The sequence below is a fragment of the Picrophilus oshimae DSM 9789 genome (assembly GCF_900176435.1).
GTDB classification, from domain to species: domain Archaea; phylum Thermoplasmatota; class Thermoplasmata; order Thermoplasmatales; family Thermoplasmataceae; genus Picrophilus; species Picrophilus oshimae.
Genome location: NZ_FWYE01000001.1, coordinates 323663 through 343090 on the forward strand (window position 1 = coordinate 323663; position 19428 = coordinate 343090).

The window sequence follows — 19428 nt, forward strand, 5'->3', positions numbered from 1 at the left end:
TCAATAAAATATTCAAAATTAGTTATAAATACCATCATCCACGCCATTTGAATAATTGTAAACACCTTTCTGGGACCCTGTGGCCTCGGTTCTTAATGCATTTTCCATGCTTCCATAGTATTTCTTTATCTTTTCCTCAACAGGTATGTAAAGTTTTAATGCCTCTATTACATCGCCCTTTTCTATTAATTTGTGATTGTTTTCCACCGCTATGTCGCCTGCCGCTCTTACAAGACCACCAAGCTCCCTTAACCTTAATGATAATGCATTGTCCTTTCCATCTATTTCCTTTGCCTTGCGGCGTCCCTCCTGTATTATTACATATGCACCGTCTATTGTCATGTGCGGTATCCTGCCATCCATGTTTATCTCCTGTGCTATGAACTGTAAATACTTTAGCCGGTTCTTTTCATTGTCTTCCATAACAGTTTCCATAAGGATCTCATAGCCATTGCCTATTATACGTGATCTTAACGGGCTTAGTATGTATTGAAGATCTGCTATGTTGCATGCTGCAACAAGTATAAAATCAGATGGCACATCATCAACGCGCACGCTTGCACCTGCGCTCTGTGGGTTCCTGCCAATTATTGGAAAGCTTTTTTCCTGCATTGCTGTTAATATAAAACGCTGCAGGTTGCCTAAATGCGTTATCTCATCTATGAATAAAACGCCCTCATGCGCCATGTGAACCGCACCGGCAACAACCCTTTCATATGGCAGGGTCCCAAGCTGTGGATGGCCGCCATATGGATCGTGCCTGACATCTCCGAGAAGTTCTGTTTCACTGGCTCCTGTTGCAAGCACGAAGGGATTTCTATCTATTGGAACTATCACCTTGCTTGGACTCTTCTTCTCGATTTTTCTTCTCCTCTCCATGGTCTTTTCGTCCATGACCCTTATTTTATCACCCTGGCGTTCATAGACTATTACCTCTTCGTGCTCCCCAATACGCCTTGTCTGGGTAACCCTTTCATTGCTGCCAACGCCAAAGGCCGCGCCTATGACGTTAAAAACGTCGCTGAACGGACTCTGTGCTGTATTAACCATCTTTGTATTTCCGCACTGTGGGCATACATTCTCTGATGGCGATGAGTAGAAACCACAGTGGGGGCATCTGTATCCAAGACGCTCGGCCACATTCTGCGGTGCATCCTTTGGATCTATTAACTGCCCCTCAATGGAATTCATTTCAATTTTTTCACGTTCTATTTCATCCCTGGTTTTTACCTCGACAAACGGCCTCTCAGGATAAACTGGATTATGAACAACCCTAATCTCCTCCTGAGGTCTGGGAAGATAGAATGACATGGCCTGTGCTATCATGGATTTGCCAACACCAGGAGGACCGACAAGCAGCAGGTTCCTTCTCTGCCTTGCGGCCATGAGTGCAAGCTTAACTGCCTCATCCTGGCCTATCACACGGTCCAGTGGATTTGCCGGAATCTTAATCATTGATGTGTCTGTATATTCATCAAAGTTTATATATGATCCCATGCAACCACCTTTATATCATCTGGCTTCTTTGTGATGTTTCCTATTTTAAACCCGTATATGGCTTTAACGCCGATATTATATGCTATATCAAGAAGCCTCTGTGATATTATGCCACCTGTTATTAATAAATCGCCGTGCATGCTTTCTATCTTTTCTATTGCATCCGAAACCGGGAACTTTCCAACTGATGATTGCCCATCGAAAAGCTCAAGCTCCCTGGACTCGTAAAGCTGCTTTAACTTAAACTTTATTGATTCCGGGCTGGAGGGATCGAATTCTGGAACGGTTTCAAGCTTCTGGACAGAGCCCTCCTTTAACTCAACGTTCTTTTCTGATTCCTCGTTTTCGTTTATTTTTTCAGGCCTTTCATTTTTTAATTCGTTGCCCTGCCTTTCCTCAAGTTCCTTTGTGTTCCTGCTGCTCCACTCCTTTAGCTCTTCTATCATACCATGTGTTTCCAGATACTGCTCAACAGGTGTTTTATATTTTAATGCCTTTATTATCTGCTTGTATGTTAATTCCTCAACCTCGGTTCCAGGCGGGGCCCTTGCTATGAAATCGACATCAGCGACCTGAAGCATTTCCTTTATTATTAAATCACCGCCATGATCACCGTCAACGAATAATGTGACAGTCCTTGATTTTGAAAGCTCCTTAACAGTCTTTGGCACGCTTGTTCCCTGAACGGCTATTGTGTTCTTTATTCCATACCTTAAGAGGTTTAATACGTCGTTTCTGCCCTCAACAACAATTATTGAATCTGAATCTTCTATTGCAGGCCCTGCAGGCAGATGCTCCTCACCGTATGATATGATCTCCTTTTTCTCAACCTCCTCACGAACCGTCTGTACTATGCTCTCGCTCAGGCTCTTGCCGTTTTCACCCATCTTTCTGTACAGTTCCTCTGCTCGTTTTATTACACGATCCCTTTTGTTTATCCTTACGTCCTCTATGGATTCTATCTCAACCTTTGCCTTGCATGGTCCTATTCTGTCTATTGTTTCGAGTGCTGCGGCAAGTATTGAGCTTTCAACCTGATCCAGACCTGACGGTATAAGAACATAGCCCTCTGTTCTGCCCTTCTTTGTATCTATTTCAACCTCTATTCTGCCTATCTTACCGCTTTTTTGGAGGTCCCTTAGATCGAGCTCATCGCCAAGGAGCCCCTCGGTCTGGCCGAATATGGCCCCAACAACATCAGGTTTTTCAACCACACCATCAGTTACTATTTTTGCCTTTATCATATATTTTGTTATGTTTGGATCGACATTCATAATTTATCACCACTATGCATGATGAATTAATGAAGACTGAATACATCAGCTATCAATAAATTGTTATGCTAAAACAATATATAATCTATTCGTTTAATTTTTATATTTTTATATATATTTTAATTTAAGATGCTTCGATAGATTAAAATAATTCAAATTATTCTATAAAAAGATGATAAAATTTGGTGTTGCCGGTATTCCATTAACAAGCAAGGGCAGAACATACATAGATTCAATAATAGATGTCTTAAATCTTGGTTTGAACTCACTTGAGGTTCAGCTTTTAAGGGTAAATGTAAACGATACGCCTGCTACCGAGTATGCAGGAATGTATCCAAAGGATGTGGAGGATTCAATAATAGTTGATGTGCTAAGACCTGATGAGAATGGAAATTATCAGAGTGTTGGTGTTGAAACCGAGATAGAGGAGGATGATATAGTCCAGGAGCTTTTCTGGAACATGGCAAGAAACTACAACGAGCTTGCAGAGGGCATGGAGCTTGCAAAGGAGCTTGATGTTGATGTATCGATACATGCACCTTACTACATGGACATGCTGTCAGATGATGAAATGGCCGAGAAATCAATAAATCATTTAAAATGGGCCATAATAATAGGAAAGGCCATGGGTGCCAGGCGTGTTATAACACATACAGGTTTCTATCACTCGGGCCGTGAGAGCAGCATGTCAAGGGCCATATCGATATATTCGGATATATTAAAAATGTATCCTGCCGATAAGGGATATCCATACATAGGCGTTGAGGCAACCAGTAAAAGCGATATCTTTGGCACCGTTGAGGAGCTTTTATACCTTGCAAGGGCCGTTAAGGGCATAGAGCCCATTCTAAACTTCCCGCATATACATTCAATAACAAATGGATCATTAATAGAGCCATCAAATTTCAGCGACCTCATTGAAAGGTTTCTGCCTTACGCGCATGGTGATCTATATACAGAATTTGCCGGCGTCGATTATGAAAACGGCAATGAGGTAAAAATAACCGCAATAAAGCATGGTGATCTAAAATTCGAAACCCTTGCGGAGGTTCTTTCAGTCCTTGATAATGATATGACAATTATATCAATGTCCCCGCTTCTTGAGCATGATGCACAGTATATGCAGTTAATGTACATGCGATCCCTGCTGAAAAAATATCAGAAAAAGACGCTAAAGAGGTGATTTAATGGTAAGGGATTATCCAGTTAAAAAAAATATTAAGATTAGCAAGGAATTTATATACGAAACTGTGAAAAATGTTACAGGAAATGCAGAGATTTTAAATGATCACATAAAATCGAGCTATCCTGGCATGAAATCTATGGATCTCTGGACTGATGGAAAGAAGCTCTATGCAGAGACCGAGACTGACAGGGATTACAATAATCCAATGGAAACGATAAAAACGTACAATGAACTAATAGAAAAACTAACAGGATACACTGCAAAGGAGAGAAAGAAGCTATTATCAAAGTAGCGATAAATTAAAATGTAACATTTATATAATGTTACATGCCAAGCCCATTAAGGAAATTGCAGATACCTTTGTATATAATCATAGCGATAGCATCATTATTCTTCTTTGTAATAAGTTCAGATTATTTAATATTTGGAGATACATCAATTGAAAATTCGGTTCATATTGTTATAGGTAGATACTATTATTATTTATTTGCCGTTTCATTGATATTCCTTATATATGGACTCTACGAATCCTATTCAGGCATAAAGGACACAATTGATTTTAACAGGTACATAGGCAGCGAGAGCAAGAAGATGTTCATGGAGCATCTAACCGAGCTTGAGAGGATATCAAAGAGATTTGACGGCTCATATGAGGAAAGACTTGAGGAGGCAAAGAAAAAGTGGAAATTAAAGAGCCTTAAATAGATTTTATTATATTCTTGACGAATTCAGGAAGGTAAAATGATCCTTTTAAAACATCCTCATTGAAATATCTTCCAGGAATGACTTTTTCCTTTCTTTGCATTATTTCAGATTTTGATGCCATGGTAAATGACCAGAGACCGCTTGGATACGTTGGTATAAATGCTATGTAGGTTCTTACGTTGCTAAAGACATCAAGCATTCCTTTGGTGGCCATTTTAAGTGCCTCGGGCTGGTAATATGGTGACCCTGACTGGGTTACTATTATACCATCATCGCTAAGCCTGGCCCTTGCATTTTCATAGAATGATTTATTGAAAAGACCCTCTGCTGGACCAACCGGATCTGTTGAATCTATTATAATTAAATCAAATGATTCGTCTGTATCCTTTACATATTTTATTCCATCCCCTATTATAAGCTCAACGTTTTTATTATTAAATGAATCTGCCAGCTCCGGAAAGTACTTCCTTGATATTTCAACAACGTTCTGGTCTATTTCAACGTTTACAATCCTCTTTATTCCAAGGTCTATAAGCCTCTTGGCAGCACCACCATCACCACCGCCTATTATAAGGGCACTGTCAGATTTTGCGGTGCAATAGTACGGAACCATTGTTATCATCTCGTGGTAAATGTACTCATCCTTTTCCGTCAGCTGAACGGTGCCATCTATAGATAGAAGCTTTCCGAAATCGTATGTATTGAAAAGGTCTATTCTCTGATAATCTGTCTTAACCGATAGAAGCTGATCCTGAACCCTAAAGGACAGCTGCAGATTATCTGAATACCTCTCTGAAAACCAGTTTTCTATTAATCTCATGAAATGGCATTTTTAAAAGATATATAATTTTATTTATATCTTTATAAGCTCTAATGAGCATTTATCAGCAGCATCAAGTGCAAGAGACCTCAGCCTTGATGGAGAACCCTTCCAGTCTATTAATATAAAAGAGCAGTTCTCAGTATTTTCTATGCTTTCAATAATTTGATTGTCCTTTATTGTTTCAGAGACGTATTTAGGTATTATATGCCCTATATTTATATCATTATTAAAAAAATAATCAGAGATCTTTGGTGCGTAATGGCCGCCGCCTATGCCAATGCCTGATCTAAACCTTTTCACATTTTTTTCAATTACAGATCTTGCCATTATTTCCAGTATTTTATCATTATGCCAGTCCTCGCCTGAGGTGCCTATTTCTATAAAATAGGATCTGTTCTTAGTGTATGGCCCATGGTGCGTTGCCTCGAACGTAATATTGTAGCCATCATCATTGTATAATTCTTTTATTGATCTCAATGATGATGACATCTCGTACGGTGCGGATAAAACAGTTTTATTATCATAGCCTCCAAGCTCGGCCTTCCTGTAATTGCCTATTGAGTGGACGGTCAATGATTTTACCCCTGCAGACGATGAGTGCCTTGAGAGAAATATCAATGTATCAAAATCCAGTTTTTCCATATTATGATATATATGAAGATCATCAATGAACATTAATTTAAATCCATCTTTTTGATATTCATTTTCATTTAACCTGTTAAAATCATAAAGATCGATGATCTTTTCGGCCATTAGCATGCTTGCCTCATCCATTCTTGAAGCTATGATGAGATCCATTGTTCTTAATATCATCATGATATTTTAATTATTAACCAAAATTTAAATACAATATTCACATAGTTTTTTAATGCTTGATAATAAAAAGGAGTATCTAAAGGATGCCATGTTTATTAGAGATATGGCCATGCAGCATGAACAGCTTTTTAGGGAGAGCATACCGTTGATAGCATCCGAGAATATTATGAGCCCGCTTGCAATGGAGATGCTTTTAACAGACCTTGGTTTTAGATATGCCGAGGGGCTGCCACACCACCGCTATTACCAGGGAAATGAATATGTCGATGTTATAGAGGATAAAACGACGGAGCTTGGAAAGAGGCTCTTTAATTCAAAGACTTTTGATCCAAGGCCCCTGTCAGGTACAAACGCAAACATGGCCGTTTTATATGCCTTAACCGAACCTGGGGATAAGATATCTGTTCCACCACTGTCAGGTGGTGGTCATATAAGTGCGGCAAAATTTGGTGCCGTTGGCTTTAGAGGTTTAAAAACCGTGCAGTATCCATTTGATATTAATGAGATGAATATAGATATTGATGGCACAATAAAAACAATAAAAAATGAAAGGCCAAAGGTCTGCTGGTTTGGGCAGTCAGTATTTCTCTTCCCAACACCGCTAAAGGAGCTCCAGGATGCTTTTAATGAGGTAAATGCAAGGGTTGTTTACGATGGCGCACATGTTGCCGGCCTTATAGCAGGCGGTGAATTTCAGGATCCATTAAGGGAGGGTGCAGAGATAATCACTGGAAGCACACATAAAACTTTACCGGGGCCACAGCACGGCATGATTATTGGAAATACAGACGATGATACATGGAAGAAGGTGCAGCGCGGTGTCTTTCCAGGTACGTTAAGCAATCATCATTTAAATGCAATGGCCGCCCTTGGTGTAACGCTTGCTGAGGAGCTGGATTTTGGAAGGGATTACGCAAAACAGATCGTAAAAAATGCAAGGCATCTTGGAGAAAAGCTTTATGAATTCGGTTTTAACGTCCTTGGAGAGAAAAATGGATTTACAAGATCTCATACCCTTGCTGTTGATGTCTCAAAGAACGGCGGCGGAAGAAAGGTTGCCGAGAATCTTGAGAAATCTGGAATAATACTAAATAAAAACCTTCTTCCATGGGATGACAATAAAAATTCACAGAATCCAAGCGGTATTAGAATAGGTGTCCAGGAGATAACAAGGATAGGCTTCATGGAGGATGATGTAACCGAGCTTGCCGAGATACTAAGGGATGCCGTAATAAATGAAAAACCGGTAAATGAAATAAGAAGAAGGGCACTTGAATTAAAATCAAGGTTTAATAATATAGAATACTGCTATGGAAATATGAAACCATATTCATACATAAAAATTTTTGAATAATTTTTTTATGCAGATATATTTTCCAGTGGTTTTCCAGTTGCCCTGGTGCCACCTATTAACACCAGTATTCCTGCTATTAGACCTGTTACCGCTATGAACTCAAAGCCAAATGAGAATGAATAGGATGCAACAAGCACTGGAAGAAATATTGCCCCAAAGGCACCGCCTATATGGCCAAGGCCATCTGTTAGTGCAAAACCTGAGCTCCTTGCCCTTGTCGGGTAATTCTCTGCTGTAAATGTGTATGCAACCTGAAGGTACATTCCAAGGGCCATTGATGCAAGAAATGAACCAATGAACAGCGTTATATCCATTTTAAGCGCAAACAGTGTTAATCCAATGAACCAGACAACTGTGTCTATAAATATCACATATTTTCTTTCAAATTTATCCGCCGTGGCTATCATTATAATGGCACCGACAGGATAGCCGATGGCGCCAATTGCCAGATATAGTATCGAGCTGGATATGCTGAAACCCGCGCTTGAAAGCAGCGATGCGGAATCGCCAAGAAATGCATAATTGCCTATGTACCAGAAAAACCAAACTATTACAAGCAATGAAAGCCTTGTTGAGTATGGTCTTTTGAATAAATATAATGTCGGGAATTTACCGCTCTCGGTATCAACTCTTGTTACATCAGGTTCTGGTAGCTTTCCTATCTTCCTTTCAGCGGTTCTTTCCATCATTTCAAGTATTTTTTCCGCCTTTTTTATGTCCTTTTTCTTTAATGCAAGCCATCTTGGTGATTCAGGTAATTCAAATCTTAATATTAATGCTATAAATGCTATTATAGCTCCTATGCCAAAGAGCCAGCGCCAACCATCGTAATATACTGGAACAAGTTCAAGACCTATGAATGGCGTTACGGCCTGGCCAAGTATACCAACGAGGAATGTATAAACAGTGATTTTCCCACGGACACCTGGCGGGGCAAACTCGCTAATATATGTTGATACAAGGTTTAGATCCGCCCCAAGACCAAGACCTGTTATAAATCTAAAAATTGTAAGCTCGGGTACATTTAATGATATTGCATCTCCAAAGGACCCAAGGGCAGTTAAGGCCATTGTTATTATCATTGATTTATACCTTCCTATAACATCTGCCGTGCTGCCTATTAAATACGAGCCTATCCCATAGCCTATTAATCCAACGGATAGCGCAAGGAAAAGACTTGTTGAGGAACCGAGATGGAACTGGGCATCTATTGCCGGCATTGCCAGTCCAATGTCTGATATATCATAGAATGTAAAGAAGTAGCCCACGCCTATAATAGCAAGAAAGGAATAAGGCAGTGACCATACAGGTATTCTATTGGCTCTAGCAATTATATTCTCAACATTGTTCTCCATTAAATAAATAATATTATATCTTATATAAAGCTATATAATAGTATTGATAAAACAATTTGATTTCAAAATCTGTATAATTTCGTTTTGTTTATTTTTAAATTAATGAATTTTAATACCAGGTTATGTAAAATCTGAAAAAATTAAATATATTATTATAATCAGAATAAAATAATCGTCGATCAAATCAATCTTTTTGCAACTGAAATGAAATTTAATTCACATTTATGATTATTTGAAGAAATATAGTAAAAATTGTTTAAAAATAACTTTATATATGAATTAGTAATTTAAAAATTGATAGATATGGCAATCTCGTATCCTGTATGGGATAGTGCAATGTTTGCATATACGATATCATCACATATACTCTTTGTTACATTAAGTATGGCTCTTGCCATAACAATAACAATAGCAGAGTTCCTTGCCCTGAGAAAGAAGGACAAGTACTATGATACACTGGCGTATAAATTATCAAAGGGACTGGTTATATTCTTTGCAGTCGGTACAGCATCAGGTACTGTAATGGCAATGGAGTTGTTCCTGTTCTGGCCTAACTTTATGAAGATAGTTGGTCAGGTCTCAATAGGCCCATTCTATGTCGAGGTCTTCTCGTTCCTTTTAGAGGCAATAGCATTACCAATGTATGTTTACTTCTGGAAGGACTTTAAGAACAGATGGGAGCACTGGGCCCTATCACTGGCAGTAACAATAGGAACGTACCTTTCAGCCTTTACTGTAACCGAGATAAATGCATGGATGAACACACCAAATGGATTCAACGTAAAGTACTATCTATTACATAACAAGATCATAGATGTAAATCCTTTAGCACCTTTCTGGACACCATCAACATTTGCAGAGGAGTTACACATGTCTGGTGCAGTTTACTATGCAGGTATCGTCGTTATATTAGGTTACCTTGCATACAAGTACCTTAAAACAAGCAACATGTCAGAGAAGATGGTTTACAGGCGCGGTATAAACATAACAGCAGTCTTCGCAATCCTGGATATAATATATCTTGGTGCAACAGGCTCAAACGAGCTTTCAACACTGCTGGTAATAGAGCCATTAAAGTATGCAGCCCTGGAGCAGGACATGGTTCCTGTTACATACGGTGCACCTGAGCACATCTTTGGTATAATAATAAACGGACATCCTGCATACTATGTTAATCTGCCACTGGCACAGTCATTGCTTGCATATCCGTTTACATTTGGACATGGATACATACCCGGACTTTCATCATATCCTTCAAGCGTATGGCCGCCATCATTTGTTCATGATACACTGGATCTAATGGTCGGCTTCGGAGTATTAATGGGATTCTTCTGGCTAATCGTTGTAATAATGTACTTCATGAAGAAGGATCCACTATCAAGGCCATTAATACTAAAACTAACAATGGCAGTAGCAGTCCTTGGTGTATTAACAATGGAGGATGGCTGGTACACGGCCGAGGTCGGCAGGGTACCATTCATAATAAAGGCACCTGTTGGCGGCACAGGCATACCAGGAGTTTACGGTGTTATGACCATAGGCCAGGCAGCATCAACATCACCTGTGGTGTTTCCACTTGGAATAGCGATAATAATCTTCTACATTGTATTGCTTCCATTAACGTTCTACTATGCCTTCAAGGTCATGAAGCTATCAAACATAGATGATGACCTGAAGATGGCAGAGGAAGATATAAAGATCGAGGAGGAGAGGAAGAACCGCGGAGTTCCAGCAAAGGCAGGCATGAGGTGATTTAAAATGAATCCTATTTTTTCTGCTCCTGTTGAGGTAATTTTTCTTATTGTTATTATAGCATCAATGATAACGATGTTCACAACAGAGCTTATGTCAACGATTCCATTGATAACAGGCTTTAAAAACGATGGTATAAGGAATAATATTCTTAAGTACGTTATACCTGCATGGGAGGTCGTTGGAACATTCTTTGTTCTCTGGCTTGTTGATATGGAAACAATAGTGCCATTCTTTGCACCGCCAATGGCATATACATTATTCCCGTTGTTTGCAGTATTCATATTCTTTTTAATAGTGAGAAATGCAACGATAATATATGCAGAGTTTATATGGAAGGACAACAGACTATTTGATGATAGAAAATTATACACATTCTATGCAATAGCAACATTTATAATGGGCTTGATGGCTCTTTCAGTTATAACAGTTATGTTATCCGGCTATGGCGCCGTTGTAAATATATCAAAGCCATCATTAAGCTCCCTGAATTACGCGGTTTTATTATCAAAGATACAGCTTTACGGCTTTATAATAGGAACATTAATACTATTATCTGGCATGGGAATGGTCTTTTACAGAACCGTTGATATAAATACTCCAAGAAGATTTTTACCATTGGTTCTTGTTGTAATAGGATTAATAATAGACTGCCTTACATACCTTAGCTTAATATCGGCAGACCATTCAGTGAATACAGACTTAATTATAATACCAATAGTGCTAACACTGATAATACCAATACTATATACATTCAAGAAGACAACGTACATTGCATCATACAAGCCATTATACGTTATATTTACAATAATATCCGTGACATTCCTTGAGCTTATTGTATATCCATACGTCTACGGTGGAAAGGTTTATGTGCCAGCCGTTGTAACAAACTCTGCGGTTCTCACAATGGACTTTTACATATCAATAGGCGGCGGACTCTGGCTAATACTGATGATGATATACTATGGCTATGTCTCGAACCACAGAATGGCAAAGATAATGGCAGAGGCAAAAAATTAAATTTTTTAATTTTTAAAAGAGTGAAAGAATTATATATTATTTTAAAATTACATGCCAAGGGGCTGTGGGGTAGCTTGGTATCCTACGGGCTTTGGGAGCCTGAGACTCCGGTCCAAATCCGGACAGCCCCATCCGCAGTGATGAAAAATAAAAATTATGATTGTATGATTAATGACAGGCGAGCTGAGCGGTTATGGATTATTATAGAAGGAGCTTATCTCAACCCTTGAGCCGTCGTGATTGTATATAAAGATTTTATCACCTTCATTGACGGTTTTTGTATGATGCCCATCGCAGTATGGTTTGTTCTCTGAAAGGCCGCAACCGCATAGATAGAGTTCCTCATTGCCAATCTTTACAACATAGGGTCTGTTTCTTTCATGTAAAACCAGTCTTGCCATGCATATTCATTTAATATTATCTATTAAACTTTTTCGTTGAAATAATTAAGTATTTTCTTTTTATAAAAGATCATGGACTATCTGGATGTAAAAAGGGATGATATAAATTACAGAAATGTTTATGGAAGCACGTATCCGCTTATGAAAAATGCCGGCATGGCTGTTGCGAATGTTTTTAAAAGCAATTTTGGCAAAAACAGAAAGGTGCTTGTTATTGCAGGTCCTGGAAACAATGGTGGTGATGCAATATGCGCGGCATCATATTTAATGATTGACAACGATGTCTACCTTTTAATGATAAAGGACCCAAAGACACCGGAAGCAAGAAGGGCATATAATGAATATAATGGTATTTCATACAAATACGATGAAATAGATGATTTGATTAAAAAGACCGAGATTATCGTGGATGGAATTCTTGGTATTGGAATCTCTGGAAATCCAAGGGAGCCTGAATTATCAATAATAAGAAGGATCAATTCCTCCGGGAAAAAGGTAATTTCAATAGATGTACCATCAGGGTTCCCATATGAATCTGTAAAACCTGATATAACGGTAACGTTCACGGATTTAAAGGAAAATATGAATGAATCAAACTCTGGAAAAATCTTTATAGCTGACATAGGCATAGGTAAAAATATACGCGAGTATGCCGGCCCAGGAGACCTTGTTTATTTAAAAAAGCCTGCATTTGATTCCCATAAAGGCATGAATGGTGTTTTATCAATAATAGGTGGTTCTGCATATTATGGCTCTGCGGTTATAAGCGGCCTGGGTGCATACAGCTGTGGTATAGATCTTGTTAAAATATTCACGGAAAACGTCGATATAATATCATCCTATTACCCGGGATTAATTGTAAGAAATATAAAAAATGTTGATGAGATGCTAAAAAGCAATGCCTTTTTGATAGGCCCGGGACTCGGCACGGATTTTGATGATTACGATCTTTTAATTAGAATAATTTCAAGCGGTAAGCCTGTTGTTCTGGATGCTGATGCGCTTAAAATAATAAAAAAGGAGGATGTAAAGTGCAGGAATGTTATTATAACGCCACATAAAATGGAGTTTAAAATATTTACTTCAATGGAACCATCAGAGGAGAGTGCTGTTAATTTCTCAGAAAAATATAAGATAACGGTATTGTTGAAGGGCACAACGGACATTGTTACAGATGAAAATAGGATCATGAGGGTTCCTGGAGGTAATGCAAGGATGTCCATGGGGGGTACTGGCGATCTTTTATCAGGCATGGTTTCTGCATTCGCCTCCAGGGGTGTTTCGAATTTTAGGTCTGCGGTCATGGCATCCTATATAAATAAAAGAGTTGGCGAGCAGTGCTTTAAAGAAAAGGGATACTTTTATTCAATAACAGATATGATAGATAAAATACCATCATTCATTAATAAAAATACATTTTATTAAAAAAGCTTAAAAATTTTAAATATATACATAAAAAATGGCAAGAATACCAGAGATCGGTCCTTACACAATGTTTCTAAGGAACACAAATGTAAACAGAAGCCAGCCCGTCCTGATTTACAATAATAGATACATAGCATATTACAGGATGCTTTCTTATATAGACAGCATGTCCTATTATTTATCGAATAATCTTGGAATTAATCCAGGCGATCCTGGTATAATAATTGTAAGGGAGCTGCCGGAATTTATAATATCACTGTTTGCAATGATAAAGGCCGGATTAAGCATTACAATAATTGATCCTGATGATTCTTATCTTTTAATTGATAAAATAAAGAGTTCAAGGATAACAATTGCATCATATGATGACTATGAGAAACTTTCAGATTTTGGATATTTCATAGTTTCAGATTCACAGTTTTCCGGATTCAGGGATATGATACTTGGCTCAATAAGAAGGATAAAACACAAGGATACAAAATTTTCGAATGTTATATACTCTGGAAAAGGATCAGAAAACTTTGAAGATGATTCAATGATTAAATTTATCAGGAATGGCCATGAGATAAAATTCAATCAGAGGTATATAATTGAAAATGTTTTTAATATTAATTATTCAATGCCAAAGATGGAAAACAGGCCGTATATTAAATCCAATGTTCCAGGGTACATACCTGCCGGCTTCATGTTCTCTATAATGATACCAATATCATTCGGTGCAACAATAATAAATGGAAAAAGCGACAGATCATATGATTTCTCCTTTGAATGCATGGATGGCATGCCATTCTATGGATACAGATATGGATTAAATTATATATACTATTATTTCAGGGATTCTTCACTAGCAGTTTTCAGGGAAAATTCAAATGTTTTTGATATGTTTGATTATAATATCGAAAACAACCATCTTTCAGTTTATTACAAGGATATCACCATTGATCTTGATGATTATTTTTATGATGATTTAAAAATTAGAAGGGGTAATTACATTATAAGATCATGCCGTGAGATATATCCAGATTTTATATTAAAAAAGCTTGAGCCATGCAATATAAAACCGGAGATAATAATAAATGGCAATGAGATTGAGATGATTGTGAATAAATACGATTACAAATGCATCGAGGATCGTCTTTCTAAATTTGAAATGCCTGATAAAATTAACGTTTATGAGTAAAGATTGTATAATCATACAATGCAACCAAAAATGATAGACAAAAATAAATATGTAATAGAAAGGACAGGCGATATGAAGGTGCCTGCCTATATTTACATAAATGATGAATTGCTATCAAAGATGAATGATGAACCATTAAGGCAGCTCATGAACGTGGCCTCGCTGCCTGGTATAGTTAAGGCCGCGTACGCAATGCCTGATATACACCTTGGATATGGTTTTCCAATAGGCGGCGTTGCCGCCTTTGATTACGATGAGGGCATAGTATCCCCTGGTGGTGTCGGCTATGATATAAATTGTGGTGTGTCATTGATAAAAACAAACATAAGTTATAACGATGCAAAATCAAGAATAAAAGATTTAATAGATGAGATCTTTAAAAATGTGCCGGCAGGCATAGATTTAAAATCCTCATTTAGGGTTAATAAAAATGATATGACTGATATATTGTCTGATGGCATAAAATGGGCTGTTTCAAAGGGCTATGGAACGGAAAGGGATATTGAGTCAACAGAGGAAAACGGCAGCATGAATTCAAATCCGGATAAAGTCTCTGAAAAGGCCATCTCAAGGGGAATAAATGAGGTTGGCAGCCTTGGGGGCGGCAACCATTTTCTGGAGATACAAAAAGTTGACAGGATCTTTGATGAAAGGACTGCAAGGTATTTTGGAATAGAAAAGGACAATATAATGATCATGGTTCATACAGGTTCCAGAGGACTCGGGCACCAGGTTGCAACCGATTATTTAATGGAGCTTAACGAGAAGAGCGATATAAAGGTAAAGGACAGACAGTTAATATCAGCATATACAAAATCAGGTATCGGCGAATCCTATATAATGGCAATGAACTCTGCTGCCAACTTTGGCTTTGTGAACAGGCAGATAATATTATATAAAATAAGAAGGGCCTTTGAGAGCGTCTTTAAAAAGGACTTTGAATCTCTTGGCCTTGATCTTGTTTACAGCCTTGCACATAACATGGCAAAGATAGAGGAGCATAATATAGATAATAAAAGATTGAAACTAATAGTTCATAGAAAGGGTGCAACAAGGGCATTCCCTGCAGGATACTCAACAGGAAAATTTAAAAATACTGGACATCCAGTGTTAATACCAGGTGATATGGGAACCGCATCATATGTATTAACAGGCAATAAGAACAACATGGAAATGTCCTTTGGAAGCTCATGTCATGGTGCCGGAAGGGCATTAAGCAGGAAAAAGGCCAATGATGCATTCAATCCTGATGATGTTTTAAAAAACCTTGGTAATCATGGAATATATGTGAGGGCCGCATCAAGTAAGGTTATAACAGAGGAGGCACCTGGAAGCTACAAGGACATAGACGAGGTCATAAAGATTGTTTCAGAGCTTGGTATGTCAAATATAATATCAAGACATGTGCCACTTGGCGTTATGAAGGGATAAAGAAAGTTTTATATTAAGAAATTTACTTAACCGTCATAATGAATAAAACACGTAGAGGCATTATAGTAGCAGTTACGCTTTTAATGGTTCTAAGCACATTTGCGTTCGTTTCACAGGCAGACAGTGGTTCAGCTTTTGTGCCAGCAAATGTTGATCTGTACTGGCATGGTATGGAATTTAACAATTATATTATAAATTCAACGCCTGAAAACGCAACGCTTGTTGTGCCTCAAAAAAATGTTTATTTTAACGTTTCAAATGCGTATTATCCAGATTATAAAGATGTGGTTTTTGCATGGTACCTTAACGGTGTAAAATTAAATGAAACATCATATAATATAAGCATCAACTTTTCAAACATGGCCGGCAAAAACATTGTAAATGTATCTGCCAATGGCGCAAATACAACATTCATTGTATATGTAATACCATCAAATATAAGGCCAAGCCTATCATATAAGGTTTACCAGAATTCACATGAAATATCATTAAGCAATGGTAAATACTATGTTAAACAGAATGAGCCTGTTAATATAAATGCATCAGGCCATCTAAAATATGATAACATAAATGTTCCAGTGTTTTATAAATGGTATGTAAACAGTACATTAAAGATATCACAGTATTTAAATTACACATTCAAAAATGCATTTAAGAACTATACAGTTTATTTAAATGGAACGTCTGAAACAGGGAACTATAAAAACATATCAATAACGTTCTATGTAAATGATACAACGGCACCAAGAACCATCTTTAATATATATTACCAGAACGGGACAAAAACAAACCTGTTACCCTACGATGAATACATTATATTATCAGGAAACAAATCATATGATAGATACTTTGGCCATGATTTAAGGTATCGCTGGTCATTCCTTTATAAAAGCAACGGCACAGTGCTGCCCTCAAGTCTATACAATATAAAGTCCGGAAATTTAACATCGCAATATCTTATAGTAAAGTTCATGACATTATCTCCATTAAATATATCTTTAAAGACAACGAACCCATTAAATTTATCCTCTTATTATAATGAAAGTTATACGCCATATGTATCTGAACCATACCTTGTTGTTCAGAGCATATACATACCAAGGGAGCTTGCCGAGGGCGTTACAGGAACAATATACGTAAACGTAACAAACAGGGGCAGTTCAACAGCATCATCTTTTACTCTTGAGGCTGTTCTTGATGGAAAAACGTATTATCATTTCTATTCATTATCAATAGCACCTGGTGCATATGCAAACGTCTCATTTAAGATAAAGCCACCACAGGCAGGTTCACCATTAATACAGTTTAAGGCATTAAACAAGAATGAACCTGCAAGTCTTGAAAGCCTTGGCGCACTTACAACCAGAATACATGTAAAAACAGATCCTTATTATATATACATAGCAACAGGCGCTGTTGTTCTTGCCTTGTTTGTAATAGGTATAGTTTTATATGAAATAGACAGGAGATCAAGGGTTGAGCTGCCTGCAAGGAGCGATAAAAACGTTAACAAAAGCCCGACAAGAGGCGTAACAAGATCATCAAAACAGAGAAGATAAATTTTATAAATTTATATTTCATCAAGGAGTTTTATTCCAACAAGAGGTGCAGCATCCTCCATTATTTTTATAAATATTTTAATGATCTTTGATCTCTTGTATATTTGATCAGAGCCTATAACAGGACATTTCATGTAAAAATCGTTGAAGGATTTTACCAGTAGTAAAAGATAGTTTGCAATGATGTCAGGCCTTAGATTTTCAAATGCAGACTTTAAATAGTATGGATACAGGAACATATCTTTTATTAATGATCTCTCATAATCGTTAAAATCATTCAATTCCCCTGTATTATTTTCGCTTATCTTCCTGATGATGCTCTTTGCCCTTGCGTATGCGTACATAATATATGGCGCTGAATCCCCCTCAAAGTTAAGGGCCTCGCTCCACCTAAAGGTCATCGGCTTGTTCTGGTTAACCTTTGATATGTTAAATCTTATCGATGATGATGCTATCGCAACGGCAATCTCCCTGGCCTTTTCCTCGCTGTATTCAGGCCTCTTTTCCTTTACAATCTTTATTGATTCATCAACGGTTTTATTGTAAAGTTCATCAAGGGTTACAATGTTTCCCTTCCTTGTTGACATCTTTCCTGATTCCAGTGATATAAAATCATAGAAAACGAACCTTAAGTTTGCATTGAAATCAAGGAGATCTTTAAGCACGTATTCAAGATTCCTTGCATGCTCCTTATGGTCCTCGCCAAGCACATCAATTATAAAATCATAGTCGCCGGCCTTGTATAGATGGTACGCTATGTCACGTACAAAGTAGAGCGATGTGCCATCACTCCTTGTTAAATATATCTTTCTGCCGTTGTACTCTATGTATTTTGCATCGCCATCGTTTTTTATGCTGTTCTCAAGCATGGACATGACCCTTGATGTGCTGCCATTTATGATAAATGACGATTCCCAGACATAGCTCATTATGTTCACATCAATTTTTTTCAGTGATTCCATTATTGATGAAAGTACTATGCCTGCAATATTTTGTATTTTCTTTATTGTTTCTGTATCACCCTTTTCATAGAGCCTTGAAAGCTCAGAGACCTCATTTTCTATTGATTCATCAATATTATTGTATATCTTTTGATATCCGTCAAGCAGGTTTTCAACTGTTGGTTCCTCATTTTTATGGAATTTTTCATAACCAATATAAAGGTATAATACCTGCTTGCCAGAGTCGTTTACATAATACTGCGTCATGACGCGCATGCCGATTCTTTCGATGATCCTTGCTATTGAATCTCCTATTATTGAGTTTCTCGTCCTACCTATGTGTATTGGCCCTGTAGGATTTGCACTGGTATGCTCAACCAGTGCCTTTTCAGCATCCTGGAATACATCCGGATAGGTACCAAGCCTGTCAAATGCATCTAAAAGTATATCAAACATTAGTCTTGTCTTTAACCATATATTAAGATATCTTCCATTTATTTCAAATCTTTCAATGTATGCCTCTTTTTTTAATATATTATAAATATTATTTTTTATAACATCAGGATCATCTTTTATTTTGAAAAGCCTTATTGATATATCGCCATGCTCTGTGTTTATCTCCGCGTCCTTATCCTCAATTTTATAAACACTGTTTAATTTTGTTATTAATTGCCTTTTATAATCGTCAAAAAGCAGCATGATGGTTGAT

At 37.5% G+C, this 19428-nt stretch carries 17 protein-coding genes and 1 tRNA gene; 11 read left to right on the plus strand and 7 right to left on the minus strand.

The window, feature by feature from the left end; genetic code table 11:
* Nucleotides 1–18 precede the first annotated feature (18 nt).
* Together B8780_RS01830 and dnaG are read right to left on the minus strand one after the other, a co-directional pair.
* Nucleotides 19–1497 carry an ATP-binding protein gene (locus B8780_RS01830; RefSeq protein ID WP_084272444.1) on the minus strand — a complete coding sequence of 493 codons (1479 nt, stop codon included), beginning with the start codon at nt 1495–1497 and terminating at the stop codon, nt 19–21.
* Entirely contained in the window at nt 1482–2771 is a 1290-nt protein-coding gene (gene dnaG, locus B8780_RS01835; RefSeq protein WP_084272445.1) for a DNA primase DnaG, read from the minus strand. Before dnaG ends, B8780_RS01830 begins: the two co-directional genes overlap by 16 nt.
* 172 nt (nt 2772–2943) lie before the next feature.
* Between dnaG and B8780_RS01840 the strand changes: the two genes are divergently transcribed.
* The 3 genes from B8780_RS01840 to B8780_RS01850 are packed head-to-tail and all read left to right on the plus strand — an operon-like array spanning nt 2944 to nt 4662.
* A complete protein-coding gene (locus B8780_RS01840; protein WP_084272446.1) occupies nt 2944–3954 on the plus strand; it encodes a TIM barrel protein in 1011 nt (336 codons plus the stop codon).
* A 4-nt stretch (nt 3955–3958) separates the two neighbouring features.
* Nucleotides 3959–4249 (plus strand): DUF5611 family protein, encoded by a 291-nt coding sequence (locus tag B8780_RS01845; RefSeq protein ID WP_084272447.1) that lies wholly within the window; start codon nt 3959–3961, stop codon nt 4247–4249.
* 35 nt (nt 4250–4284) lie between these two features.
* Complete coding sequence (locus B8780_RS01850) at nt 4285–4662, plus strand: DUF3198 domain-containing protein (RefSeq protein WP_084272448.1); 378 nt, start codon at nt 4285–4287, stop codon at nt 4660–4662.
* On the opposite strand, the gene speE is transcribed toward B8780_RS01850, so the two are convergent.
* Both speE and B8780_RS01860 read right to left on the minus strand, forming a co-directional pair.
* Entirely contained in the window at nt 4655–5482 is an 828-nt protein-coding gene (speE, locus tag B8780_RS01855) for a polyamine aminopropyltransferase (RefSeq protein WP_084272449.1), read from the minus strand. The two genes, B8780_RS01850 and speE, sit on opposite strands and share 8 nt — an antisense overlap.
* A 33-nt stretch (nt 5483–5515) precedes the next feature.
* Nucleotides 5516–6301: a D-aminoacyl-tRNA deacylase gene (locus B8780_RS01860; protein ID WP_011177413.1), complete on the minus strand. Its 786-nt coding sequence runs from the start codon at nt 6299–6301 to the stop codon at nt 5516–5518.
* A 52-nt stretch (nt 6302–6353) separates the two neighbouring features.
* Here B8780_RS01860 and glyA point away from each other — a divergent pair, with 52 nt between their 5' ends.
* Nucleotides 6354–7655, plus strand: a complete 1302-nt coding sequence (glyA, locus tag B8780_RS01865; RefSeq protein WP_011177412.1) for a serine hydroxymethyltransferase — start codon at nt 6354–6356, stop codon at nt 7653–7655.
* A 5-nt stretch (nt 7656–7660) separates the two neighbouring features.
* Here the strand turns inward: glyA and B8780_RS01870 are convergent, their stop codons facing one another.
* Entirely contained in the window at nt 7661–9010 is a 1350-nt protein-coding gene (locus B8780_RS01870; protein ID WP_084272450.1) for an MFS transporter, read from the minus strand.
* Between the two features lie 303 nt (nt 9011–9313).
* On the opposite strand from B8780_RS01870, the gene B8780_RS01875 reads away from it, so the two are divergent.
* The 3 genes from B8780_RS01875 (at nt 9314) to B8780_RS01885 (ending at nt 11913) form a co-directional block, all read left to right on the plus strand.
* On the plus strand, nt 9314–10762 hold the full coding sequence (locus B8780_RS01875; RefSeq protein ID WP_084272684.1) for a cytochrome ubiquinol oxidase subunit I: 1449 nt from the start codon (nt 9314–9316) through the stop codon (nt 10760–10762).
* 6 nt (nt 10763–10768) lie between these two features.
* Nucleotides 10769–11782, plus strand: coding sequence for a hypothetical protein (locus B8780_RS01880; RefSeq protein ID WP_011177409.1), 1014 nt, complete (start codon nt 10769–10771; stop codon nt 11780–11782).
* A 58-nt stretch (nt 11783–11840) separates the two neighbouring features.
* A tRNA-Pro gene (locus B8780_RS01885) sits at nt 11841–11913 on the plus strand.
* Nucleotides 11914–11973: 60 nt separating this feature from the next.
* On the opposite strand, the gene B8780_RS01890 is transcribed toward B8780_RS01885, so the two are convergent.
* Entirely contained in the window at nt 11974–12183 is a 210-nt protein-coding gene (locus B8780_RS01890; protein ID WP_048059454.1) for a CDGSH iron-sulfur domain-containing protein, read from the minus strand.
* A gap of 72 nt (nt 12184–12255) precedes the next feature.
* Between B8780_RS01890 and B8780_RS01895 the strand changes: the two genes are divergently transcribed.
* The 4 genes from B8780_RS01895 to B8780_RS01910 are packed head-to-tail and all read left to right on the plus strand — an operon-like array spanning nt 12256 to nt 17778.
* The gene (locus tag B8780_RS01895) at nt 12256–13608 is read left to right on the plus strand and encodes an NAD(P)H-hydrate dehydratase (protein WP_084272451.1); all 1353 of its coding nucleotides are present in this window, start codon (nt 12256–12258) and stop codon (nt 13606–13608) included.
* Between the two features lie 34 nt (nt 13609–13642).
* Nucleotides 13643–14788, plus strand: a complete 1146-nt coding sequence (locus B8780_RS01900) for an AMP-binding protein (RefSeq protein ID WP_011177407.1) — start codon at nt 13643–13645, stop codon at nt 14786–14788.
* An 18-nt stretch (nt 14789–14806) separates the two neighbouring features.
* A complete protein-coding gene (locus B8780_RS01905; protein ID WP_084272452.1) occupies nt 14807–16219 on the plus strand; it encodes an RtcB family protein in 1413 nt (470 codons plus the stop codon).
* A gap of 38 nt (nt 16220–16257) precedes the next feature.
* On the plus strand, nt 16258–17778 hold the full coding sequence (locus tag B8780_RS01910; RefSeq protein WP_084272453.1) for a CARDB domain-containing protein: 1521 nt from the start codon (nt 16258–16260) through the stop codon (nt 17776–17778).
* Between the two features lie 11 nt (nt 17779–17789).
* On the opposite strand, the gene argS is transcribed toward B8780_RS01910, so the two are convergent.
* Nucleotides 17790–19418 carry an arginine--tRNA ligase gene (gene argS, locus B8780_RS01915; RefSeq protein ID WP_084272454.1) on the minus strand — a complete coding sequence of 543 codons (1629 nt, stop codon included), beginning with the start codon at nt 19416–19418 and terminating at the stop codon, nt 17790–17792.
* Between the last annotated feature and the right edge of the window lie 10 nt (nt 19419–19428).